Origin of the sequence: Pseudoclavibacter sp. RFBG4, from assembly GCF_002931515.1 — a bacterium.
Taxonomy (GTDB): Bacteria; Actinomycetota; Actinomycetes; order Actinomycetales; family Microbacteriaceae; genus Pseudoclavibacter.
Genome location: NZ_PSYC01000030.1, coordinates 12,595 through 36,142 on the forward strand (window position 1 = coordinate 12,595; position 23,548 = coordinate 36,142).

The window sequence follows — 23,548 nt, forward strand, 5'->3', positions numbered from 1 at the left end:
CCGCCACGGGCCCGCTGACGCGCCAGTGTCGGTGGTGCCACCTAGCCTTGGCATATGCCTCCCAAGACCAAGCAGCAGCCAGCGTTCAAGTGCACCGAATGCGGCGCATCGTCGCTGAAGTGGTTCGGGCAATGCCCCGAGTGCCAGGCCTGGGGCACCCTCGTCGACCGCTTCGAGTCGCAGACCGCTGGTCGCATCCAGGCGGCCACCATCAGCGAGTCGCGCGCCGCACGGCCGATCACCGAGGCCCCCATCGACAACGTCGCACACCGCCCGACAGGCATCGGCGAGTTCGACCGCGTGCTCGGCGGCGGGCTGGTGCCTGGCGCCGCGATCCTGCTGAGCGGCGAGCCCGGCGTGGGCAAGTCCACGATCCTCCTCGAGCTCGCGTCACGCGTTGCCGCGAAGGGCACGACCGTGCTGTACGCGTCGGCAGAGGAGTCCGTGAACCAGGTGCGGATGCGCGCCCAGCGCACCAACGCCCTCCACGACACCCTGTACCTCGCGAGCGAGACCGACCTGTCGACCGTCCTCGGCCAGATCGAGCGCCTCGACCCGGGCCTCATCATCGTCGACTCCGTGCAGACCGTCGCGAGCGACACCGTCGACTCGCTCGCCGGCCAGCCCAGCCAGGTGCGCGAGGTCGCATCCGCCCTCATCCGAGTCGCGAAGACGAGGGGCGTGCCCGTCATCATCGTCGGCCACGTCACGAAAGATGGCACGATCGCTGGGCCCCGACTGCTCGAGCACCTGGTCGACGTCGTCGCCCACATCGAGGGCGACCGCCACACGGCGCTTCGCTTCGTGCGAACCATCAAGAACCGCTTCGGCCCCACGGACGAGGTCGGCTGCTTCGAGATGACCGGCGAGGGAATGACGGAGGTGCCAGACCCCTCTGGCCTGTTCCTCAGCGAACGCCCCGAACCGGTCAGCGGCACGTGCGTGACCGTCGCGCTCGAGGGGCGACGCGCCCTGCCCGTCGAGATCCAGGCGCTCGTGCAGAAGACCAACGCGCCGAACCCTCGCCGCGTCACCAACGGCGTCGACACGAGCCGGGTGGCCATGCTGCTCGCCGTGCTCGAACGACGCACGAAGCACAAGCTCTCCGAGTACGACGTCTACGTGTCGACCGTCGGCGGGGTCAAGCTGCAGGAACCCGCGGCCGACCTCGCCATCGCCATCGCCATCGCCTCCTCGATCCGCAACCGGCCCGTGCGCGACGGCACCGTCGTCTTCGGTGAGGTCAGCCTCGCCGGCGAGATCCGCCGCGTCGCATCCGCCAACCTCCGAGCGGCCGAGGCCAAGCGCATGGGCCTCGCCCACGTCGTCGACCCGTCCATCGGCAGCATCGACCGCGCCCTCATTGCCGCGCTCGGCAACTGAGCACCGGGCGCTCCCTCGGAGCGCGAGAAGCCCACAGGCTCGAGAAGTCCAGAAACGCGAGTAGGCCCGGAGCGATGCTCCGGGCCTACTTGCTCGTCGGCCGTTGGCCGACTCAGTGCTGCGTGCGCGTGCTACGCGTCGCTGCCCGCGCGTCGGCGGAGCAGGATCGCGGCGCCACCGGCGACGAGGAGCGCAAGCGCGCCCGCGATAGCCGCGAACATGGCGTTCTCGTCAGCTCCGGTCGTGGCGAGGGCGCCGTCGGCGGCGTCCGCGGTCGGAACCGGCGCGGCCGTGGCCGTGGCCGTCGGCTCAGCCGTCGCAGTCGGGGTGACAGAGACCGTCGGTCCAGGCGTCGAGGTCGGCGCAGGCGATTCGACCAGGGGAGGCACGATCACGGGAAGGGACGCAACCGAGCCAGACTCGCTGGCGAGGAACGCGAGACGCGTCTCTGCAGCGTTCGCCAGGCCGTTTTCCGGAACCGTGAACGTGAACTCAACCTGGTTCGGCGTCGCCAGGTCGACCGTCTGCGCCCCGAGCTCCATCTGACCGATCCAGCCGACGATCGACAGGTTCTGCGTGAACCCGAGCGAGGTGAGGTTGAACTTCGAGACGCCCAGCGTGTAGGTCTCGCCCGCGACGAACGTGTTGTTCTCGGGGAGCCCGACGATCTCGATGCCGTTGCGCTTCGTGTCCGGCGTGACGCCCGCAGCCGACGCTGCGGTCTCGCTGCGAATCCAGCTCACGAACGCGTCCAGGTCGATGAGGCCAGTGTCCTGCACGCCGACGTTGTTGTTCAGCGAGTGGAAGTTGTCGCCACCGGCCGCGAGGAAGGTCGGCATGACGAGGTTGTACGTCTCGTCGGGCTTTACGGGCTCGTCGTTGATGGAGAGGCCCACGATGCGGTCCATGCGGGGACGGGAGCTGTCGAAGATGTAGGTGAAGTTGTCGCTCAGACCCAGCTGCAGGTAGGGGCGCGAGGGCACCTCGCCGGTGGCGGTCAGCTGCCACTGCTCCTCGAGCACGTTCTTCACGTCGACGCCCTTGAGGGAGACGACCGAGAGGTTGTTCGCGAACGGGATGACCGTCGCCGCCTCCTTGTAGGTGATCTGGCCGTCGTTGTCGAGGAGGTCGGCGCGCAGGCCACCCGGGTTCATGATGGCCGCGTCGACGTCGCGTCCGGTCGCTGCGACCGTCTCGAGCATCGACTGCGACATGCTGCCGCCGAGCGAGGACTCGTCCGCGCGGTTGTCCTCTGTCGTGACCACACCGCCCGAGGTCGTCCCGTCCTCAGCGACCGCGAGGGTGCCGGGCTCGTACTCCTTGCCGCGAGACAGATCGCCGGTCTGGGTGCCGATGACCTGGGCACCGAGCACGTCGGCTTCGGCGACAGCAGCGTCCCTGATGCTGCGGACCTCCGCGATTCGCGGGTCGTTCTCGAGCGCTGCCGGCACTGCCTCAAGGGTCGGGACGATCGAGCTCTCCGACTCGGTCACGTTGCCGGACGCGTCGACGGTGAGTGCGACCTGCGCGATGTTCTCCGCGTACTGCCCAGCCTGGATGACGGGGCGCGTGGAAGCTCCGTTGGGGGCGTCGTAGGCGTACTCGCGGTGCGAGTGGGCGTTGAAGATCGCGTCGACCTCCGGGGCGGTGTCCTGCACGATGTGGCTGAAGACCTCGGTCTCCTCGTTCGTCTCGAGCGGCACATCGCTGGCTGGTGCGCCCTCGTGGTACGAGGCGATGATGACGTCGGCGGCGTTGCTCGCGGTGAGCTCTGCTGCGACCTCGTTGACGGCATCGACCGGGTCCCCGAAGGTGACGCCCGCGATGCCCTCCGGCGAGACGAGGGCGGATGTCTCCTCGGTGACTGCGCCGATGACGGCGACCTTCAGGCCGTTGACCTCGAAGATCGCGTGCGTGTCGAAGGGGTGGGAGCCGTCTTCGAGCGTGACGTTCGCGGCGAGGTCAGGCCCGTCGGTGGCGGGGGCGATGCGACCGGTCGCATCGTCGATGCCCTGGTCGAACTCGTGGTTGCCCTGCGTCCACGCGTCGACGCCGACCGCGTTCAGGACGTCGATGGTCGGCTGGTCCTGCTGGATCGAGGACTCGAAGATGCTCGCCCCGACGGCGTCGCCGTTCGAGATGACGAGGCTGTTGTCCTCCCCGAAACCCTGCTGCGCCTGCAGCACGGTCGCCGCGAACAGGTCGGCGTCGAGGAAGCGACCGTGGAAGTCGTTGAAGCCGATGAGGTTGATCTGCGTCGCGCCGGCGGTTGGCGTGATGAAGCTCGGCGAGAGGACAGCGGCTTGAGCTGGTGCCGCGAAGGCAGACACAAGAGCTGCCGTGCCGAGAACGGCAGCGGCAGCGGTGGCGCGCTTGCGAGTGGGCGTCGTCATGAGTCTCCTGGCGATCGACGAACGGACGGAATCGTGCGGAACGAGAGGATGCTCTCAGCTCACACTGTCTTCAAGGTTAACGTTCAGGAGATTTTCGCGAAAGCCCCCGGGCACTCCGCGCGAGTCAGTCGAGAACGAACGTCGCCGGCTGCGACGCGATGCCGTTGACGCTCACGACGAGCTGGTAGTAGGCGCCCCCGGCCACCGCATCCGCCCTGTCGGTCCCACACGTGTCGAGCGACGACCGCTCGCGCACCCAGGTGATGGGAGGGGCCGTCACCGACTGCCCAGCGCCGATCGTGACGATCTCGTCAGCTGGGTCGGTCTGACAGTGCGACGACACCCAGATCACATCGGCGCCGCTCGAGATCGTGTAGACCTGCACGGCCGTGCCGACATTCATGACACACGCCTCTCCGCCCGTGTTGGTGATCGAGAGCGACAGCTGAGGCTGCGCTCCTGGCGCGTAGTTCGTTGCATCGAGCATCGCCGAGACGACAAGCGCAGGGGCTGCGCACTCGGCAGGGCCCGTCGGCGTGGGTGTGGGAGTGGGCGTCGCCTCAGCAGCCCCACCGCCGCTTGACGCCGTGGCGGTCGACGACGTGGTCGGCGCAGTGGATGCGGAGGCTTCGCCGGGTTCGCCGGAACCAGCCCCGAAGAGGCTCGAGATTCCCCAGATGAGCGCCCCGATGACAAGCACGCAGACGATGAGGAGCGCCAGCCGCCGACGGCGGTAGACGGCCTTGCTTGGTCTGCGGGTCGAACTCACTCGCCAAGGGTACGGACCCGTCCTTGGGACTCCCGTGAGGCGCACCGTGCGACCACTGCGACGCGCCCGAAGAGCCCGTCACTGCGGCGGGGACGCGCCCTAGAGAACCTTCAGCATGCGCGTGTTGCCAAGCGTGTTGGGCTTGACGTGGGCGAGATCGAGGAACTCCGCAACACCCTCGTCCGGCGAGCGGCGCATCATCTCGTAGGTCTCCGCGTCCACGATCTGCTCGCCAACCGAGACGAAGCCGTGCCGCTCGAAGAACCCCGTCTCGAAGGTGAGGCAGAAGAGGCGCTCGAGGCCCAGCTGACGGGCGTCCGCCATCAGCCGATCGAGGATCACGTGCCCGACACCCGTACCTCGGACCGAGTCCGCCGTCGCGATGGTGCGCACCTCACCGAGGTCGCGCCACAGCACATGCAAGGCGCCGCAGCCGACCAGCTGCCCACGCTCATCGACCGCCACCCGGAACTCCTGCACCGCCTCGTAGAGCGTGACGAGCTCCTTTCGCAGGAGCACGTTTCGGTCGACGAGCGGCTGGATGAGCTCGCTGATGCCCACGATGTCGTGCGTGGTGGCCCGTCTGATGGTGATCTCCTGCATCCGACCAGCGTACGCGCGGGCGCACGCGCAGGACGCTCAGGACGACAGCACGGGTAACATCACGGACATGCGCCTTGGAGTTCTCGACGTCGGATCCAACACCGTCCACCTCATCGTGGTCGACGCCCACCCCGGCGCGAAACCCGTCCCCGAGACGTCTCAGAAGAGCGTGCTGCGCCTCATGCGCTACCTGCAGGCCGATCGCTCCATCTCCGACGAAGGCGTCGCGAAGATCATGGAAGCCATGCACCGCGCCGCCGATGCGGTGAAGAAGAGCAAGCTCGACCACTTCATGCCCCTCGCCACCAGCGCCATCCGCGAAGCCAAGAACGGGCCGGAGCTGCTGAAGCGCATCCATCACGAGACCGGCATCGACCTGCAGGTCATGAGCGGCGAAGAGGAGGCGCGCACGACGTTCCTCGCGGTGCGCCGCTGGTTCGGCTGGGCCGCCGGACGCATCATGCTCGTCGACATCGGCGGCGGCTCCCTCGAGCTGGCCGTCGGCGACGACGAGCTGTCCGAGCACGCCATCTCGGTGCCCCTCGGAGCGGGCCGCAGCACCGTCAACTTCCTGCACAACGACCCGCCGACCGACGATCAGGTCGAGGAGCTGCGCAAGTACGCGCGGAAGCTGATCAAGGAAGCAGCGGAGACCTTCGAAGGCGGAGCGCGACCCGACCAGTTCGTGGGCTCGTCCAAGACGATCCGCTCCCTCGCCCGCCTCGCCGGCTCGTCCATCGACGGCATCGGCGCGGGCCAGCGCACGACCCTGCAGAAATGGCAGCTCGACGACTGGGTGCCCCGCCTCGCGAAGCTGCACTCCGAGGCGCGCCCCGCACTCCCTGGCATCACCACCGACCGTGCCCTGCAGATCGTCGCCGGCGGCGTCGTCCTCTCCGAGGTCATGCACGTCTTCGACATCAAGCAGCTCGACGTGTCCCCGTGGGCCATGCGCGAGGGAGTCCTCCTCGACTACCTGGACCGCCTCCCCCACTGAGCGCCCCGCGTCACCGCCGCTGTCGCGGCACGTGCTTCGGGATCTGCCACCCCATGAGGGCCGCGCCCACGAACCCCAGCACCCCGAGCATCCCGGACGTGAACGAGATCGACACGACCGCCGTCGCCACCGCCACGATGACGGGCACGGATGCTGCCGACGAGTCGGTGATGAGCCTCCAGGCCCCGAGGAACGGGGCCGGGTCCTGGCGCGGCGCGAGGTCGGCGCCGAGCGTCATGAGGATGCCGGAGCCGATGCCGTTCGCGAAGCCCAGCCAGATGGCGAGCACCGTGAACCACTGCTGAGAGGCGTCGCCGACGAGGTCGTGGGTGAAGGCGAGTGTCAGGAAGCCCGCGCCGAGGCCGAGCAGCGCCGGCACGGCGCCCCACACTCGACCGAAGCGGTCCATGACCCAGCCGGATACGAAGAAGAGCGCGAAGTCGACGCCGGCGCTCACGCCGATGACAAGCACCGCCGTGGCGGTGTCCATGCCGATCGACAGCGCCCACAGCGGCAGCATCACGTTGCGCGCCGCCCGCAGCGCAGCCATGATGCCCGCACCGGTCCCGAGCCGGACCAGCACGCCCGCGTTGGCGCGGATCGTCGCGAACACGCCGAGGCGTTCGGGCACGCCAGCCCCCGCACCCCCATCCCCCGCTGAGACCGGCACCTTCGCGGAATGCGACGGGCGTGCGACCGTCTCGGGGTCCGGCGCGAACAGCAGGATGAGCGCGGCCACCGCGCCGCACACGACGAAGACCCAGAACCCGTACTGGGGAGCATCGAACAGGACGAGGATTCCCGCGATGATGAACGGCCCGACGAAGAAGCCGGCGCGGAACACCCCGCCGAGCGTCGAGAGCACTCGCGCCCGGTAGCGCAGCGGCACGTAGGTCGTGAGGAACGCGTGCCTCGCGAGGTTGAAGTTCGCTGCGGAGATGCCGATGATGACGACCCCGACGAGCAGCATCCACGGCGCGACGGCGAACGCGCAGAGCAGGATGCCGACAAGGCTCACCCCGAGGGCAGCGAGCATGGCCCGCTTCTCCCCCAGGCGCTGCACGACGGCCCCGGCGGGAAGATCGCCGATCATCTGGCCGATCATGAGCGACCCGGCGATGAACCCGGCCAGCTCGATGCCAGCCCCCAGCGAGACGGCCACGGTCGGGATGATCGGGATGATCGCGCCCTCACCGATTGCGAACACGAACGACGGCAGGAGCGCCAGCAGCGTCACCTGCGCGAGCGTGGCTTCCTTCTTCGGCTTGCCGTGTGACGAGGGGGACGCGGATGCAGGCACGCGTTCCAGCGTAAGCCCGTCCGGTCGTGTCACGGACAGCGGTTGCCGCCACCGCTCGCTCCCCGCACACGCTTGTAGTGTCATTGACGACACTGTGTGACACACACTATGGTGTGAGTTATGGGCACAGAAGAGACGCACGACATCCACCTGCAGGAGCTCCGCAGGGGCACCGTCGTGCTCGCATGCCTTCGCCTCCTCTCCGAGCCGGGCTACGGCTACGGACTCCTCGAAGCACTGCAAGCCCGAGGCTTCGACACCGACGCCAACACCCTCTACCCGCTCCTTCGCCGCTTGGAGAAGCAGGGTCACCTCACGAGCGAGTGGAACACCGACGAGGCGCGACCTCGCAAGTTCTATCGCGCCAGCCCATCCGGTGCCGCACTCGCCGCCGCGATGACCACCGACTTCCGCTCCCTCGCCCACGCGATCGAGCACCTCCCAGAAGGGGCCTGACATGACCACCATCACCGACACCCTGACCGAGCGCTACGTGAGCGCCGCCATGCGCACGGTTCCCGACGACCAGCGCGCCGACCTCGAGGCCGAGCTGCGCGCCTCCATTCGCGACCTCGTCGATGCGCGAGTCGAATCCGGTGAGGCGGGCGACGCCGCCGAGGTGGCCGTGCTCACCGAGCTCGGCGACCCTGAGCTGCTCGCTGCCAGCTACACCGACCGCCGACTGTTCCTCGTAGGGCCTCGCTACTACCTCATGTGGTGGCGGCTCCTGAAGACCCTGCTGTGGATCGTGCCGGTATGCGCGGCCTTCGGTGTCGCGATCGCGCAGACACTCATCGGCAGCACCATCGGCGAGATCATCGGCGAAGTCGCGGCGGTCACCTTCAGTGTCATCATCCACGTCACGTTCTGGACGACCCTGGTGTTCGTTGTTCTCGAGCGCTCCGGCGCGCAGTCCAAGCCAGAGCAGTGGAGCGTCGCCGACCTGCCGGAGATCCACCAGACCGGTGCCGGCAGATCCGAGCTCATCGCCTCACTCGTCTTCCTGGCGCTCGGAACCGGCGCCGTCGTCTGGGACCGCTTCATCGGCTTCGTGCCGACGCAGCCGGGCCTGTCGTTCTTCGGCCACGACCTCTGGCCGTGGTGGGCCCTCGCGCTTCTGGTGCTCTTCGTGCTCGAAGCGGCCTACAGCGTGGCGCTCTACCGGACGGGCCGCGTCACGCCGCCCCTCGCCTGGGCCAACGCGGTGCTCGCGGTCCTGTTCATGTCGCTGCTCCTGACCACCCTGGGGCGCGGCCTGCTGCTGAATCCGGACTTCTTCGCCACCGTCATCCCGAGCGCCGACAGCGCGGCGACGGTGACCACCATCGTCACCGTGATGATCGCGTTCGGAGTCCTCGCCACCAGCGTCTGGGACATCTGGGACGGTTTCCGCAAGGCCACCCGCTAGCACACCCCACCGCGACTCCGCCCTCCAGCCTCCCGCCTCCCGCCGCCGCCTTCCGCCTTCCGCCTTCGAAGAGTGCGCCAGATGCATCCACTCGCTTCGGCGAGCGTGTATCTGGCTCACTCTCCTGCCCGCTGCGTCTGTCCCGCCAGCTCCACCAGCCGTCGGCGTCTGAGCTCGTGCGCGTAGGCGACAAAGGCGTCAGGGGTCGGTTCGAGATCGTCGACGGTCAGACGTTCGTCGTGCCAGCCGAGCATGCGAAGCAGACGTGGGCGTTTGACGTCCTTCCGGAACTGCCGTTTGTCGACGCGGTGTCCGTCACCGTCGAAGTCATAGAGGATCCGCGCCTCGAGGTCCGCTCCGTCCGCTCTCGCCAACTCGACGCCGTTGTGGACGATGGAGAGCTGCAGCGTCAGCTCCGGATAGCCGGACTCGTGCAGGTGGAAGCGCATCGACGTCTCGTAGGGCGACTCGACACCGAGTCGGATCATGGGGGTTACCCGGCGGAGCCGCGCGCTCCCCGTTCCCGGAGACCAGCGGTTCACCGCCTCGACGAGTTGCTCCGCACTCGAGAGCGCAGTGAACCAGGTGCGGTTCGGATAGTTGTCGGCCTCCGTGACGAGTGCGTCGCCGACTGCCAGCAGGTCGACCTCGGAGAGGTCACGCGCGAGGAGGCAGTAGAGGAGCTCCGGTGGTGTGCACGGGATGCCATTGACCGTCTGCAGATCGAAATGGCGTTCTGGCACTCCACGCGCCTGCACTCCAGCAGCCTTCGGGCGACAGCTCCCTTGCGGCACGATGACGTCGACGGTGGTGTCACGCAGCAGGCGAAGAGGCAACGGCAGCCCGCGCAGCAGTGCCGTTGCGCGCGGTCCGAACGCCTGTCCTGGCCGGAGCCGAGGGATGTAGGCACGGATGCGTCGCCGCTGCCGAGATCGGAGTCCTTGGAACTCGTCGAGCAGACGGCCGGGCGCCTGACTGCCACCGGGAGGTGACGTCAGCGGAACCTGACGAACTCCGTAGAAGGGACGCTCGAGCCCTGTGTTGCTCAACGCTCCCCGCCCGACGCCCGCCTTGCGAGCGTCAGCGACGCTGAGCGCCTTCGCGCCGAGCACAGCGCGCAGGGACTGCCGCGGACGCCACGGCGTGCTTCCCTCTGACCTCTGTCGGGCGTCCCCAGGTTCTCGCATTGCTCGAGCGTAGAAGCAGCACCAGTCCCCCAGTCACCGATCTTCTCGCCTGTGGAGAGCCCGCCATCCCGTTCTCCTCCAGCACCCCATGCAGGTCACCCTCGACGCGGACGCAGCAGAAGAAGAATCAGCCAGAAACAGCTGCCCGCGCTGGGGAGCATGCTTCTGGCTCACTTTTGCGAGGAGGCAGGAGGCAGGGACAAGGCGCGCACGACGAAGCCCCCGCATCACTTGGATGCGGGGGCTTCGTCGTGTGTCAGAGCGGAGGCTACGCGGTCGGGGCGTCACCCTCACCGGCGTCGGCGATGATGCCCTCAGCCTGCGAGGTGACTCCGCCTGCCGCGACCGTCTCGGGGACGAGGCGCTTCGAGACGTTGAACACGAACTCGTCTTTCGGGTAGTCGACCTCGACGTGGTCGCCGGCCTTGAGCTCGCCGCGGAGGATCTTCTCGGAGAGAAGGTCTTCCACCTCGTGCTGCACGGCGCGGCGCAGCGGGCGAGCGCCGAGCGTCGGGTCGAAGCCGACCTTGATGAGCTTGCGCTTGGCGAGCTCGGTGATCTCGACGGTCATGTCGCGGTCGAGCATGCGCTCGCTGAGGCGACCGATGAAGAGGTCCACGATCTGCAGCAGCTCGTTGGTGGAGAGCTGGGGGAACACGATCGTGTCGTCGACGCGGTTCAGGAACTCGGGCTTGAAGTGCTTCTTGAGCTCTTCGTTGACCTTCGACTTCATGTTGTCGTACGACACCGAGGCGTCGCCTTCGAGCTGGAAGCCGACGGGGCCGCCAGAGATGCCCTTCGTGCCGAGGTTGGTCGTCATGATGATGACCGTGTTCTTGAAGTCCACGACGCGACCCTGGCCGTCAGTGAGACGACCTTCTTCAAGCACCTGGAGGAGCGAGTTGAAGATGTCGGGGTGAGCCTTCTCGATCTCGTCGAACAGGACGACGGAGAAGGGCTTGCGGCGCACCTTCTCGGTGAGCTGGCCGCCCTCTTCGAAGCCGACGAACCCTGGAGGGGCACCGAAGAGCCGCGAGACCGTGTGCTTCTCACCGAACTCGGACATGTCGAGCGAGATGAGCGCCGACTCGTCGTCGAAGAGGAACTCCGCGAGCGCCTTGGCGAGCTCCGTCTTTCCGACACCCGTTGGGCCGGCGAAGATGAACGAGCCGGATGGGCGGTTCGGGTCCTTGAGTCCGGCGCGGGTGCGGCGGATGGTCTTGGACAGGGCCGCGATGGCCTCGTTCTGGCCGATGACCCGCTGGTGCAGGGCATCCTCCATGAACACGAGACGCGCGGTCTCTTCCTCGGTGAGCTTGAAGACGGGGATGCCGGTGGCCTGCGAGAGGACCTCGGCGATCAGGCCCTCGTCGACGGTACCGGTGGACTTGACGTCGCCCGACTTCCACTGCTTCTCGAGGCGAAGGCGCTCGCCCAGGAGGTTCTTCTCGTCGTCGCGAAGTGACGCGGCGCCCTCGAAGTCCTGCAGCTCGATGGCCTGCTCCTTGTCGGCGCGGACGATGGCGATCTTCTCGTCGAGTTCGCGCAGCTCGGGGGGCGAGGACAGCACCGAGAGGCGGAGGCGTGCGCCTGCCTCGTCGAGGAGGTCGATCGCCTTGTCCGGCAGGAACCGGTCGGAGACGTAGCGGTCGGCGAGGGTGGCCGCTGCGACGATGGCGTCGTCGGTGATGGACACCTTGTGGAACGCCTCGTACTTGTCGCGGAGCCCCTTGAGGATGTTGATCGTGTGCGCGATCGACGGCTCCTCGACCTGGATGGGCTGGAAGCGTCGCTCGAGCGCTGCATCCTTCTCGAAGTGCTTCTTGTACTCGTCGATCGTCGTGGCACCGATGGTCTGGAGCTCACCTCGTGCGAGGAGCGGCTTCAGGATGCTTGCGGCGTCGATCGCACCCTCGGCGGCACCCGCACCCACGAGGGTGTGGATCTCGTCGATGAAGACGATGATGTCGCCGCGTGTGCGGATCTCCTTCGTGACCTTCTTGAGGCGCTCTTCGAAGTCACCGCGGTAGCGGGATCCGGCGATGAGCGAGCCGAGGTCGAGCGAGTAGAGCTGCTTGTCCTTGAGCGTCTCGGGGACCTGCCCCGTGACGATCGCCTGGGCGAGGCCCTCGACGACGGCGGTCTTGCCGACGCCCGGCTCGCCGATGAGGACGGGGTTGTTCTTCGAGCGGCGCGACAGGATCTGCATGACGCGCTCGATCTGCTTCTCGCGCCCGATGACGGGGTCGAGCTTGCCTTCGCGAGCTGCCTGCGTGAGGTTGCGGCCGAACTGGTCGAGCACGGCGGAGCCCTGGGCTGCCTGCTGCGGCTGGTCCGCTCCCGCGACGACCTGCTCCTTGCCCTGGAACCCGCTCAGCAGCTGGATGACCTGCTGGCGCACCCGGTTGAGGTCGGCTCCGAGCTTCACGAGCACCTGAGCTGCGACACCCTCGCCCTCGCGGATGAGGCCGAGGAGGATGTGCTCCGTGCCGATGTAGTTGTGGCCGAGCTGCAGCGCTTCGCGGAGCGACAGCTCGAGCACCTTCTTGGCTCGCGGCGTGAACGGGATGTGCCCCGTCGGACGCTGCTGGCCCTGGCCGATGATCTCCTGGACCTGCTCACGCACGGCAGGCAGCGAGATGTCGAGGGATTCGAGCGCCTTGGCGGCGACCCCTTCACCCTCGTGGATGAGGCCGAGGAGGATGTGCTCGGTCCCGATGTAGTTGTGGTTGAGCATCTTCGCCTCTTCTTGGGCGAGGACGATCACGCGACGGGCGCGGTCGGTAAATCTCTCGAACATCCGTTTCTCCTTCGACTCCCTGACCTCGACACCTGGCTACAGGGTCGGGGGCCGTGTACAGAGAGAGTAACGGCGTCAACCTCCGTTTCCCTCCCCTGTTCGCCCTGGGCGTGCGGATGCGTCGCTCGGGTACGCGAATGCGCCGCCGCTGGTCTCTTCGACCGCGCGACGGCGCATCCGTGGTTCAGCTTCCGCGCGTCAGAGCGCGGAGGCTCCTTGGACCAGTTCGAGGTCCTGGGGGGCTGCAGAGCGCGACTGCCGTGAGTTGCTGTTCGGCGACACCGGACCGCGCAGGAAGGAGATGACGTTGCCGTTGACGGTCACCGAACGCCGCGCCCACACGGGGGAGCCTGCGACAGCGTTGGAGGTCGTCCTGAACACGAGGTTGTTGTTGAGCTCCGTGATCGGCGAGGCTGCCGTGATGGACTGCTGGTAGGTGACGCGGAAGCCACGCACGGGGACGCCGATGTCTGACGGGGTACTGACTCCGAGGTCGGTCGGCAGGCTCCATGCGCCGCTGTTGCCGTTCCGGGCTTCCCAGGCGACCGGGTCCGTGTCGGCCAGGTAGAAGACGATCGAGACGTTGGTGATCTGGTCGCCGAGCTTGGTGTCTGTGACCCAGAGACCGCGGTCCGGACGGGATCCACGCCCGTCGAGGGTGATGCGTCGGTCGGCCCACTGCACTTCCACCCAGCCCTGGAGGCCGCGTTTCGTGATCGATGCCGCGTGCGCCGGCGCGGCGGTGGCGAGGGCGATGATGGGCGTGGTCCACGCGGCGGTGCGCAGCACCGAGCGACGAGTGCTTCCGCTCTTCGAGTCGGTCATGACTGGGGTGGATGGGGAGCTGGGGTTTTCAGACAAAGGGGGAACCTCTTCGAGCAGATGGGGGAAGTTGCCGCCGCGCCGGGAGGCGCGTGGTCCGCCGGTGCATCCAGATCGGAGGTACCGAGCGGCTCAATAGCACCCCGAATTGAGACCCGATCTCGTGAAGTAACCCCAGACTTCACCCTAAGTTGTATCTACAATTAAATGACCCACCAATTTCCCCGGGGCGCCAATGACGAAACCACCCCGGGGTTCATCCCGGGGTGGCTTGCGAAACAGGTGCGCGACGGACTATTCGCCCTTGCGCTCCCGGAGGAGGCCAAGAGATTCGGCGCGACGCAGGGCCTCCGGCCGCGTATGGACGCCGAGCTTCTTGTAGGCAGACCGCAACTGGGTCTTCACGGTGTTGGGCGAGACGAACAGCTCCTCGGCGATCCGCGTCGGCGACGTATGCCTCGCCAGCGCGTGAACCACGACTCGTTCGCGCTCCGTGAACTGCGGCATGGCACTCACTTCCTGGAAGGTCGTGACCACGTCGAGCGAGGCGAACATCGCAACGTCGTCCGCGCCACCGGATGCTCGGCTGAGCTCAGCGAGCGCGTTGCGATCGGCGTCGGGCAGCATCAGGAGCGGCGAGACGAGCCCGTACTGGAGCGACAGCCCTGAAGCGAGGCCGACCATGCTCCTGGCGACGTCGCGGTCGCCATCGCGCAGTGCACCGGCCGCGCCGATGAGGTGGATCGCCATGCGCATCCGCGGCGTCGTCACGAAGTCCAGCGACCGTGAGACCCACTGCATCGACTGATCCGTGTCGCCGTCGACAAGGGCGAGCAGCGACCTGGCCGGCAGCGTGCGGAAGTCGTCGACGGCGTACTCCTCCAGCAGCCTGCGCGCGCGTGCCGGGCGGCCGGCAGCGAGCCAGAGGACAACAAGGAGGGATTTCACCCGGAAGAGGCCGAGGCTCTTGCCGCCTCCCGAGGCGGCGAGCGGGCCGTCCAGCATCTCCTCGACGCGCCGGGCCTCTGCGAGCGCCTCGCCCTGCGCCAGCCGAGCGAGCATGACCGGTTCCTGCAGGTAGGGCCAGAGGTCGGACGTGACGGCGTAGCGCTCGATGTCCTCGAGGGTTGCCTGCGCCTGCGTCCACTCGCCGCGCTCGAGATGCCCGTACGACCTCGCGATGTGCCCGAAGGTGGCGAGGTGGCCACGCGCGCTTGTCGTCATCCAGGCGCCATCTTCGACCTGCGCGAGCATCGCCTCCGAGGCGGGCATGTCTCCATCGATGGCCTGATAGCCCGCCGCGTCCCAGAACGACAGGTTGCGGGAGCTCTTCGACTGCGGCACCACGAAGGTCTCTGCGACCGCGGCTTGCGCCCCCGTCACATCGCCGACGAGGAACAGCGAGAGCGCCAGCCCACGAGTGAAGACCGGGGACAGCGTCGCCGACGCACACACCCGGGCCTGGGCGGCGGCGAGGCCGAGCGCCTCCCGAGCGAGCTCGGCCGACTCGAGGTGTCTGCCGAGCGTGCGCAGCGCGAAGACCTTGAAGCAGAGGTACTCGCAGCGACGCTCGACGGCGATCTCGCCCGGGATGCGCATCCCGGCAGCGATCTGCAGGAGCGGCTTCGCGCTGCTCCGCAGCGCCGGGTTGGCGAGACGGGCGAGACCGAGCACAAACGCGAGCACCGGGTACGTCACGAGCACGTCCTGCTGAAGATGCTGCAGCCGCGACACGTAGCGATCCGTCGTGTACGCCTCGACCACGGTGAGCAGGAGCCGAGCGCAGATGCGCGATGCGAGCTCGTAGTCGTCGACCTCGAGCGCGAGCTCCAGGGCCCCCTCCGGGTCGCCGTTTGCGCTCAGCCATGCCGCAGCGAGGGATGCTGCACGTCGGTACTCGGCCGGAGATCCGGCCCGCAGCTCCTCATGCAACGCCTCGCGGAGGGCGGTGACGTACTGGAAGGCGTTGTTGCCGCGGGTGAACGAGATGTGCCTGCCAAAGCCATCCGATTCCAGCACCTCGATCGCCTCGTCCGGATCCATATCGGGGACGAGCATTCGCGCGAGTGAGGCGTCGAAGTAGGGCACGACACTGGTGATCCTCGCGAACCGGGCGAGCTCGTCGCTGGGCAGCTGACCGGAGAGGTTCATCGAGTTGAGCGCGTTCTCACGCCAGTGGAATGCGCGCGGACCCGACCGGGAGAGCTCGAGGACGGCCGCACGGACGGCGATGGGGTAGCCACCGGTCGCCTCGTATACCTCGGCCGGCGTCGCGACGTGGGTCTGCCCCACGACGATCTCGAAGAACGCTGCGACCTCCGACTCTGTGAACTCCAGATCGATGTTGGTGACGACACGGACGCGGCCCTGCAGCTGGAGCCTCGACTGGTCAAGCGTGGTGCGGCCGCGCGCGGCGACGATGACCCGCATGTTCGGGACGCTCTCGGTGCCTCGGAGGAGGTCCTGGTCGACGATCGGGACGAGGTCGCCGAGACGCTCGTAGCCGTCGAGGACGATCGTGAAGGGGACCTCGCTGCGCATGGCCGCGACGAGGTCGCGTTTCCCGAAGTCGTCGCTGTTGATGAGCGTCACGAGGTCGTCGTATTCGAGACTGGAGAGGAGCCCCTCGCGGAGGGCCGCGCGAGCGATCTGCTCCCAGACGCTGTTGCGGGTGGTCGTCGCGGTACCGAACGTCACCCAGAGCAGGCGGCCTGTGTAGCGACCCGATTCGGCCCACATGCGAAGGAGCGTCGTCTTGCCGTAGCCACTCGGCGCGTGAAGCAGAGTGATGCGCGTCGAATCGTCGTCGAGCACCCTGAGGAGACGCTGCCTGACCAGCAGTTCTCGCGTCGTTGCGTGCACTGAATTCACCCCAGCCCGAGTCTATGAATATTCACCTACCAAATGGATGGTCATGACTCTAACTCTCGAATCCATGTTTGACGAGATCCGGGTGACCGGGCATTCACCGGGGATGATGCCATATCACACCAGAGGTTTACCACTTTCTGGCACACACAAAAGGGCCGAACTCAGACCTCTCGAGGGGGCAAACTCGAAGAGCTTGGCCCGGGAACCTAGCGCTGATCAGCGCAAACTTGCTCAGCCATGGTGAGGGCGCCTGTGCCGTCCAGGTTCGAGGCCCAGGCAAGCTGGAGCTCGCGCGTCAGATCCGGCCACTGCGACCCCGACCAGAATTCACAGTCACGGACGCCGAACTTCAGCTCGAAGACACCCAGGCCCGTGAGGTTGTTTCCCACGAAGTTGACGCTGAAGTCCCGATTCGCGCTCTGAAGCTCCGGCACGAGGTCGAGCAGCTCCTGCCACTCCACGGTCTCCCGGAACGCCTTGGCGGCTTCGGCCGCCTTGACTCCCTGCATCGTGTCGTCGAATGCGGTGACATTGACCTGGGTCCCGCCGAGGGCCGAATCGTCCACGCGCACATGGACGCTCGCGAGCTGCTCCGACTCGTCGAACACGGCGCTCGTCTCTCGAACGAACTCGATCTGCTCAGGCGTTGGCAGCGCGCTCTGCACGAACTGGCCGGTGGTGAACGGGGCCAAGCCCATGAGGTCCCACTCCCCCGTGGCCGCCCCGGGATCATCGAGGGCGCGGGCGGTCTCGAGAAGCTGCATCGTGCGCTCGCTGTCGCCGCGCTCCTCGCTGGACAGCTCGATCACGACGAGCCGCCCCCGAGCCGCAGCAGACAAAGAGGGTGCGCCGGACTCCGTCGGCGAGACAGTCGCGAGTGCGGGGTCGCCGGGCACCTGTTCGGTCACCTCGAACATGCCCGCCGTCACCGGCGCCGAATACGTGCGCGTGGAGATCGACTCGAACCCCACAGCCGTCAGCTCTCGCCAGTAGGCGAGCTGGGCGTGCAGCGACTCCGGTGTGGTGAGGTCGAAGTAGGAGTAGGCGGAACCCGCGAGCCTCAGCTCGACGGTTCCGGCCCACTGGCCCTGACCGAGCTGCACGGTCGGGAAGGTCGAGGCGTAGTCGCCGATGTCCGCGAGCTCCTCCTCGGTCACCTCCTCCGCCAGAGTGACGACGAGGTCGACCTTGACGGCCCCATCCACCGGCGGCCGGTCGAGGCTCGACGCCTCGACGCCGGGAAGTGAGCGGAGGGTCTGGTTGAACGACTCGAGCGCGGTCTGCACGGACGGGAACGGCCCGGAAGCGCATCCGGCGAGCATTGTCATCATGACGGCCGCGATGAAGACGGGCAGGGCAGAACGCGGCATCGTCAGCACCCTCCTCCGCGTCCTCGATCCAGCACGACGACGATCAGGTTACGCGGCGCTCCCCGGAGGTATCTGAGGACTCCCCCAGAGCGAGCGCCGATGTGCTCCGCCCAAGCTCAACTCGTCGCCGGAGAACCGGTTGCCTCGCCGTCCGCTCGGACCTCGCCAGCCCTGCCGACGTGCACCAGGGAACGCCAGACGAGCGCGAGGATGAGGATGCTCGCGCCGAACGCAACCCAGATCGTGGTGACGATGCCGAAGCCCTGGCCGATGAGACCCCCTGCGAAGGTGCCGACGGCCATGCCGCCGATCATCCCGAGGAAGTACACGCTCGAGACCCGCCCGCGCATGCGGCTCGGGACGGCCCGCCCGCGGATGGTGCTCGCGAGCGTCGCCCAGATGACCGTGTACATGCCGAAGACGAACATCGTGAGGCCAGCGACGATGACGTTCGCCGTCGCCGCGAGAACGAGGTGCAGCACCGTCTCGAGCGCGAGGCAGGTGCGCATGAGGCTCGTGTAGGAGAAACGGCGCTCCAGGCGTCCGTAGAGCGCTGTGCCGACGAGCCCGCCGAGGGCCGAGACCGCGAGCAGCAGCCCGTAGCCGGCATCGTCCAGTCCGAGACGCTGCTTCGCATAGAGCACGAGCACCCCGTAGGTCATGCCGTACGTGATGTTGAACGCGAACAGGATGACGGCGAGCGTCCGGACGGGCGGGTTCTGCCAGAGCCAGGCGAATCCCTTGGCGATGTCCCGACGCACGCGGGCCACCGATCGCACCGTCTCGATCGGCCCGGTCGTCGCCGTCGAGACGGGCGGTGAGGTGATGCGGGACACGAGCACCACAGCGAACAGCAGGGAGACGACGGTCACGCCGTACGGGATCGCGTGCCCGACCGCGAAGATGGCACCGCCGATCGCGGGACCGGCGAGCTGGTTCATGACGGTCTGGCTGGCGATGAGTCGCGAGTTCCCGATGCCGAGCTCTTTCGAGGGGACGAGGTCCGGCACGATCGAGGTCCAGGCGTTGTCGGTGAAGACCTCCGCCGACCCCACGAGGAACAGCGCGATGTAGAGGATCGGCAGGTTGATGGTGTCGGTGAGCACGAGGGCGCCGATGACGGCCAGCATCAGAACTCGGCTGAGCGCCCCCGTCACGATGATCGCGACGCGGGGCAGGCGGTCGGCGACCACGCCCGCGAAGAGGCCGAACACGAGCCACGGAAGCTGCTGCACGACCAGGGCCAGCGAGACGAGCAGCGGGTCGCGGGTGAGGCTCGCGACGAGCAGGGGGCCCGCTGCGATCAGGATGCCGTCGGCGAGGTTCGAGAACAGCGACGAGGAGAGGAGGAATCGGAAGGGCGTGCCGAGCGGCTTCGGGGATGCCCAGTTGAGCAGGAGTGACATGGGTCGGTTCCAGACGACGAGAACTGACCCCCTCTTCAGTGAGGGGGTCGAGACGGAGCGGGAAAAGTGAGGCGGAGCGCTAGCTGTTCGCGTCGAGCTGCGGGAGGCCGAGGCGAGCGCGTTCTTCGCGCTCGATCTTGTCGGCCATGGCGCGCTCGCGACGATCGCCGGAGAGGATCGAGGTGAGGATCCAGAAGAACGCAGCCCCGATGATCACGGTCGGGATGAGCGACCAGAGCGCGTTGAGGAAGAAGTCCATGATGGAGGGAGTCTACGCGAAGCCCCTCGCGCACCGGCGAGTCTCGGCACATCCATCCCGGTGTCGGCGCATCCGCCTAGGCTGTGCCCATGGTCGATCGCTCGAACGTCGAATGCTGGCTCACTGACATGGACGGCGTGCTCGTGCACGAGCAGGCCGCGCTTCCCGGCGCGGTCGAGCTGCTCGCGCAGTGGCAGCGGGACGATACCCCCTACCTCGTGCTCACGAACAACTCCATCTTCACGGCGCGCGATCTCGCCGCCCGCCTGCGCTCGAGCGGCATCAACGTCCCGGAAGATCGGCTCTGGACCTCGGCGCTCGCGACCGCGGACTTCCTGCGCCAGCAGCTGCCAGGAGGGTCGGCGTTTGTCATCGGCGAGGCGGGGTTGCTCACGGCCCTGCACGACGCGGGCTACATCATGACGGAGACCGACCCCGACTTCGTGGTCGTCGGCGAGACCCGCAACTACTCGTTCGACGCCATCACGAAGGCCATCCGCCTCATCGGCAACGGTGCGCGCTTCATCGTCACGAACCCCGACGCGACCGGCCCGAGCGCCGACGGCCCCATGCCCGCGACGGGGGCCATCGCGGCCCTCATCACGAAGGCGACCGGCCGCGAACCCTACGTGGTCGGCAAGCCGAACCCCATGATGTTCCGGTCTGCGCTCAACAAGATCGGTGCTCACTCGCACAACACGGCCATGATCGGCGACCGGATGGACACCGACATCGTGGCGGGCATGGAAGCGGGACTGCACACCGTGCTGGTGCTCACGGGCATCAGCGATCAGCGCGAGATCGAGCGCTACCCGTTCCGCCCCGACGAGATCATCTCCGGCGTGCACGAACTCGTCCGCGCTGCTGGCGAGAGCTGAGTCCCACCCGCGCGCTCGACCCTGATTGCTAGGCCAACTAGCGATCTGTCGCAGCTCGCGTACCATTGGCGCAGTGACTTCCAGCTCCTCCAGCTCAGCAGCCGCTCCCGATACGTCGAAGAAGAAGGGCCCGCCGACGATCAAACGGTGGGTCTTCTGGCCCGCCGCGATCATCGTCATCGGCTTCGCAGGCTTCTCGATCCTCGCCCCGACAGCTGCTGACACCGCATTCGGCGCCGTCCAGTCGTCGATCGTGCGCAACTTCAACTGGTACTACGTGCTCATCGCGGCGTTCTTCGTGATCTTCAGTCTCGTGATGGGCTTCGGCAAGTACGGCGACATCAAGCTCGGCAAGGACGACGACAAGCCCGAGTTCTCGAACCTCAGCTGGCTGTCGCTGCTCTTCGCCGCCGGCATGGGAATCGGCCTCGTCTTCTACGGCGTGAGCGAGCCGCTCAGCCACTTCATCGAGCCGAAGCCCGGCGTCTCAGGCACCGAGAGCCAGCTCGCGCAGCAGGCGCTCTCGCAGACCTACCTGCACTGGGGCGTGCACGCGTGGTCCATCTACATCGTCCTCGGCCTCGCGCTCGCCTACGCCATCCACCGCCGCGGACGACCGGTCAGCGTGCGCTGGGCGCTGGAGCCGCTCCTCGGCCGTCGCGTTCGCGGAGGCTGGGGCAACCTCATCGACGTCGTCGCGCTGGTCGGCACCATCTTCGGAGTCGCCACCTCGCTCGGCCTCGGTGTGCTGCAGATCGGCTCGGGCCTGGAAGCCGCAGGCATCCTCGAATCCTCGACGACCTCATCCATCGCCATCATCGCCGTCATCACGGCGTTTGTGCTCTTCTCGGTGATCTCCGGCGTCGGCAAGGGCATGAAGTGGCTCTCGAACATCAACCTCGTGCTGGCAGGCGCACTGCTCGTCTTCATCCTCATCGTCGGCCCGACGCAGTTCCTCCTGCGCGACTTCGTGCAGTCGCTCGGCAACTACCTGCAGAACTTCGTCAGCCTCACCTTCTCGACGAGCGCATTCTCCGGCGAGGCGGGCGTCGACTGGCAATCGGCGTGGACCACGTTCTACTGGGGCTGGTGGATGTCGTGGGCGCCGTTCGTGGGCGTCTTCATCGCGCGCATCTCCCGCGGTCGCACCGTCCGTGAATTCGTGACAGGCGTCATGCTCGTGCCGACGCTCGTGACCTTCCTCTGGTTCTCCGTCCTCGGCGGCACGGCCCTCTACATGCAGCTGAACGGCATCACCGACTTCGTCCAGGGCGACGGCTCGGTCGACGTCGAAGGGGCCCTCTTCCAGATGCTGGCCCAGCTCCCCGGCGGTGCGGTGCTGACCATCGGCGCGATCATCCTCATCGCGATCTTCTTCATCACGTCCGCGGACTCCGGAGCGCTTGTCATGGGCATGCTCGCGACCGGCGGCCAGGCCGAGCCGAAGCACTGGGTGCGCGCGTTCTTCGCGATCATCACCTCGCTGCTCGCGGTCGCACTCCTGCTCGCCGGCGGTTTGAACGCCCTGCAGACGGCCGCGATCAGCATCGCGCTGCCCTTCTCGATCGTCCTGCTCCTGTCCTGCTGGGCGACGGCCCTCGCGTTCGCACGAGAGAAACGTGCCTACGACCGGGCCAGCCGCGCCGCCTTGGTCGGCCACATCGGCGACTTCTACGGCCTCGAGGTGGACGAGCCCGTCGAGCGTGCCCCCGGCAAGATGTTCCCGTGGCTGCGGAAGGCGAACGTCATGAACGTGCCCGTTGCGGGCCCGCAGACGAGCCAGGTCACGGTCGTGGCGCAGGCTGACGAGCCCAAGAACGACTGACCGCCGAGCGGCTCGGTCTCGAGACAGGCAGGGGCCGGATGCACACGCATCCGGCCCCTGCCTGTTCCTCTGCCAGCACCTCACGCCCACGTCCTCCCTCTCCCCGGATGTCAACCCTCAGCGAGCATTGACCGCGAAGCCCCACCCTGGAGTGGATGCAGAAACTCGCCGGCGCCCTCCTCCCAGCGCTCACGCCTTCCCGACTCCTCCACGTGGCCAAGACAGCCGCCGCCGCAACGCTCGCCTGGTACGCCGGACACCTCGTCCCGGGAGAGGCGAGCGCCTACGCCTACTACGCTCCCCTCGGCGCACTGGTCGCGAGCGTCCCGACCGTGGCCGGATCCGTGCGATCGAGCGTCCAGGTCGTGGTCGGTGTACTCCTGGGCGTGCTCGCCTCCGGAGCGCTCGTGACCCTCGGCACCCCCGTGGCGCTGGCAGTCCCCGTCGCGGTCGGTGCCGGCACCCTGCTTGCAGGGATTCCGGTCTTCGGAGCGGGCCGCGACTACATTCCCATCGCAGCCCTCTTCGTCTTCGTGGTCGGCGGCGCGAATCCCGACGGATTCTCCATCGGCTACGTCGTGCAGATGGCTGTCGGCGCGGCCATCGGCGTCGGACTGAACCTCATCGTGCCTCCCGCCACCGGGCGGAAGCAGGCCATGCAGGCGACGAGCGCCCTCAAGACCACCATCGCCGACACCATCCAGCGAGCGACCGAGCTGCCGGCCGGCGACACCCCGGAGGACGACCTCAAGGCCTGGCGAAGCTCCCTGCTTCGCCTCGACGGCGAACTCGCAGACGCGAAGACGCTTGTCGCCGAGGTGCAGGAGAACCTGCGCGGCAACGCCAGGGGCCTGCGCACGAAATTCGACAGCTCCTCCGTCCAGGCGGAGCTGGACAGCCTCAGCCGCATCACTCGCCACATCGCGGAGCTCCAGGAGCCATTCCTCGAAGTCTCCTGGAGCGAGGCGAAGCCCGAGTCGGGACGCGCCCTGCAGGCCGCAGGAGAGCAGCTCGGGGAGCTGCTGCGTGCCTGGGACCAGACCGACGACGATCTGCGCGCGCGGCTCACCGCCGCTTCCTCGGCCCTCGACGACCTGCAGCGCCTGGAGTTGGAAGAACACACGGGGTGGGATCCGCCAGCGCAACGCCGTTCCGTCACGATCTACGCCCTCAGGAAGATCGTCGCCGAGATCGAGTACCGCGTCGAAAGCCAGAAGAGCACGGCGTCCACGGGCTAGGCGCGACCCCGCGCACTGCCCGCCCGCACGCCCCCGCTC

At 67.5% G+C, this 23,548-nt stretch carries 18 protein-coding genes; 7 read left to right on the plus strand and 11 right to left on the minus strand.

Features of this window, described 5'->3' with window-relative positions; genetic code table 11:
• The first annotated feature begins 54 nt into the window (after positions 1-54).
• A complete protein-coding gene (gene radA / locus C5E10_RS12560; protein ID WP_104331918.1) occupies positions 55-1,383 on the plus strand; it encodes a DNA repair protein RadA in 1,329 nt (442 codons plus the stop codon).
• 131 nt (positions 1,384-1,514) lie between these two features.
• Here the strand turns inward: radA and C5E10_RS12565 are convergent, their stop codons facing one another.
• The 3 genes from C5E10_RS12565 to C5E10_RS12575 all read right to left on the minus strand — a co-directional run bounded on the left by C5E10_RS12565 (position 1,515) and on the right by C5E10_RS12575 (position 5,148).
• Entirely contained in the window at positions 1,515-3,776 is a 2,262-nt protein-coding gene (locus C5E10_RS12565; protein ID WP_104331919.1) for a bifunctional UDP-sugar hydrolase/5'-nucleotidase, read from the minus strand.
• A gap of 124 nt (positions 3,777-3,900) precedes the next feature.
• A complete protein-coding gene (locus C5E10_RS12570; RefSeq protein WP_104331920.1) occupies positions 3,901-4,545 on the minus strand; it encodes a hypothetical protein in 645 nt (214 codons plus the stop codon).
• A gap of 99 nt (positions 4,546-4,644) precedes the next feature.
• On the minus strand, positions 4,645-5,148 hold the full coding sequence (locus tag C5E10_RS12575) for an amino-acid N-acetyltransferase (RefSeq protein WP_104242911.1): 504 nt from the start codon (positions 5,146-5,148) through the stop codon (positions 4,645-4,647).
• Positions 5,149-5,215: 67 nt separating this feature from the next.
• Between C5E10_RS12575 and C5E10_RS12580 the strand changes: the two genes are divergently transcribed.
• On the plus strand, positions 5,216-6,145 hold the full coding sequence (locus tag C5E10_RS12580; RefSeq protein ID WP_104331935.1) for a Ppx/GppA phosphatase family protein: 930 nt from the start codon (positions 5,216-5,218) through the stop codon (positions 6,143-6,145).
• Between the two features lie 10 nt (positions 6,146-6,155).
• Here C5E10_RS12580 and C5E10_RS12585 read toward each other — a convergent pair whose 3' ends face one another.
• Positions 6,156-7,445, minus strand: coding sequence for an MFS transporter (locus tag C5E10_RS12585; RefSeq protein ID WP_258071114.1), 1,290 nt, complete (start codon positions 7,443-7,445; stop codon positions 6,156-6,158).
• A 120-nt stretch (positions 7,446-7,565) separates the two neighbouring features.
• Between C5E10_RS12585 and C5E10_RS12590 the strand changes: the two genes are divergently transcribed.
• Together C5E10_RS12590 and C5E10_RS12595 are read left to right on the plus strand one after the other, a co-directional pair.
• Entirely contained in the window at positions 7,566-7,901 is a 336-nt protein-coding gene (locus C5E10_RS12590; RefSeq protein WP_104331922.1) for a PadR family transcriptional regulator, read from the plus strand.
• A gap of 1 nt (position 7,902) precedes the next feature.
• Entirely contained in the window at positions 7,903-8,853 is a 951-nt protein-coding gene (locus C5E10_RS12595) for a permease prefix domain 1-containing protein (RefSeq protein ID WP_104331923.1), read from the plus strand.
• Between the two features lie 116 nt (positions 8,854-8,969).
• Here the strand turns inward: C5E10_RS12595 and C5E10_RS18905 are convergent, their stop codons facing one another.
• The 7 genes from C5E10_RS18905 to C5E10_RS12635 form a co-directional block, all read right to left on the minus strand.
• A complete protein-coding gene (locus tag C5E10_RS18905) occupies positions 8,970-10,040 on the minus strand; it encodes a hypothetical protein (RefSeq protein WP_146080266.1) in 1,071 nt (356 codons plus the stop codon).
• Between the two features lie 268 nt (positions 10,041-10,308).
• Positions 10,309-12,840 carry an ATP-dependent Clp protease ATP-binding subunit gene (locus tag C5E10_RS12610; RefSeq protein WP_104331926.1) on the minus strand — a complete coding sequence of 844 codons (2,532 nt, stop codon included), beginning with the start codon at positions 12,838-12,840 and terminating at the stop codon, positions 10,309-10,311.
• 198 nt (positions 12,841-13,038) lie between these two features.
• Positions 13,039-13,665 carry a hypothetical protein gene (locus tag C5E10_RS12615; protein ID WP_104331927.1) on the minus strand — a complete coding sequence of 209 codons (627 nt, stop codon included), beginning with the start codon at positions 13,663-13,665 and terminating at the stop codon, positions 13,039-13,041.
• 291 nt (positions 13,666-13,956) lie between these two features.
• Entirely contained in the window at positions 13,957-16,533 is a 2,577-nt protein-coding gene (locus tag C5E10_RS12620; protein ID WP_146080267.1) for a LuxR C-terminal-related transcriptional regulator, read from the minus strand.
• A 206-nt stretch (positions 16,534-16,739) separates the two neighbouring features.
• Positions 16,740-17,903 (minus strand): hypothetical protein, encoded by a 1,164-nt coding sequence (locus tag C5E10_RS12625; protein WP_146080268.1) that lies wholly within the window; start codon positions 17,901-17,903, stop codon positions 16,740-16,742.
• 116 nt (positions 17,904-18,019) lie between these two features.
• Positions 18,020-19,309: an MFS transporter gene (locus C5E10_RS12630; RefSeq protein ID WP_104331930.1), complete on the minus strand. Its 1,290-nt coding sequence runs from the start codon at positions 19,307-19,309 to the stop codon at positions 18,020-18,022.
• A 79-nt stretch (positions 19,310-19,388) separates the two neighbouring features.
• Positions 19,389-19,568: a hypothetical protein gene (locus tag C5E10_RS12635; RefSeq protein ID WP_068477200.1), complete on the minus strand. Its 180-nt coding sequence runs from the start codon at positions 19,566-19,568 to the stop codon at positions 19,389-19,391.
• Between the two features lie 89 nt (positions 19,569-19,657).
• Here C5E10_RS12635 and C5E10_RS12640 point away from each other — a divergent pair, with 89 nt between their 5' ends.
• The 3 genes from C5E10_RS12640 to C5E10_RS12650 all read left to right on the plus strand — a co-directional run bounded on the left by C5E10_RS12640 (position 19,658) and on the right by C5E10_RS12650 (position 23,509).
• Positions 19,658-20,446 (plus strand): HAD-IIA family hydrolase, encoded by a 789-nt coding sequence (locus C5E10_RS12640; protein ID WP_104331931.1) that lies wholly within the window; start codon positions 19,658-19,660, stop codon positions 20,444-20,446.
• 73 nt (positions 20,447-20,519) lie between these two features.
• The gene (locus C5E10_RS12645) at positions 20,520-22,271 is read left to right on the plus strand and encodes a BCCT family transporter (protein ID WP_104331932.1); all 1,752 of its coding nucleotides are present in this window, start codon (positions 20,520-20,522) and stop codon (positions 22,269-22,271) included.
• 155 nt (positions 22,272-22,426) lie between these two features.
• Positions 22,427-23,509: a hypothetical protein gene (locus tag C5E10_RS12650; RefSeq protein WP_104331933.1), complete on the plus strand. Its 1,083-nt coding sequence runs from the start codon at positions 22,427-22,429 to the stop codon at positions 23,507-23,509.
• Positions 23,510-23,548: the final 39 nt, after the last annotated feature.

Coding starts and splice junctions, on each gene's coding strand:
- radA (WP_104331918.1), top strand. CDS start 55: ATGCCTCCCAAGACCAAGCAGCAGCCAGCGTTCAAGTGCACCGAATGC.
- C5E10_RS12565 (WP_104331919.1), bottom strand. CDS start 3,776: ATGACGACGCCCACTCGCAAGCGCGCCACCGCTGCCGCTGCCGTTCTC.
- C5E10_RS12575 (WP_104242911.1), bottom strand. CDS start 5,148: ATGCAGGAGATCACCATCAGACGGGCCACCACGCACGACATCGTGGGC.
- C5E10_RS12580 (WP_104331935.1), top strand. CDS start 5,216: ATGCGCCTTGGAGTTCTCGACGTCGGATCCAACACCGTCCACCTCATC.
- C5E10_RS12590 (WP_104331922.1), top strand. CDS start 7,566: ATGGGCACAGAAGAGACGCACGACATCCACCTGCAGGAGCTCCGCAGG.
- C5E10_RS12595 (WP_104331923.1), top strand. CDS start 7,903: ATGACCACCATCACCGACACCCTGACCGAGCGCTACGTGAGCGCCGCC.
- C5E10_RS18905 (WP_146080266.1), bottom strand. CDS start 10,040: ATGCGAGAACCTGGGGACGCCCGACAGAGGTCAGAGGGAAGCACGCCG.
- C5E10_RS12610 (WP_104331926.1), bottom strand. CDS start 12,840: ATGTTCGAGAGATTTACCGACCGCGCCCGTCGCGTGATCGTCCTCGCC.
- C5E10_RS12615 (WP_104331927.1), bottom strand. CDS start 13,665: ATGACCGACTCGAAGAGCGGAAGCACTCGTCGCTCGGTGCTGCGCACC.
- C5E10_RS12625 (WP_146080268.1), bottom strand. CDS start 17,903: ATGCCGCGTTCTGCCCTGCCCGTCTTCATCGCGGCCGTCATGATGACA.
- C5E10_RS12630 (WP_104331930.1), bottom strand. CDS start 19,309: ATGTCACTCCTGCTCAACTGGGCATCCCCGAAGCCGCTCGGCACGCCC.
- C5E10_RS12635 (WP_068477200.1), bottom strand. CDS start 19,568: ATGGACTTCTTCCTCAACGCGCTCTGGTCGCTCATCCCGACCGTGATC.
- C5E10_RS12640 (WP_104331931.1), top strand. CDS start 19,658: ATGGTCGATCGCTCGAACGTCGAATGCTGGCTCACTGACATGGACGGC.
- C5E10_RS12650 (WP_104331933.1), top strand. CDS start 22,427: ATGCAGAAACTCGCCGGCGCCCTCCTCCCAGCGCTCACGCCTTCCCGA.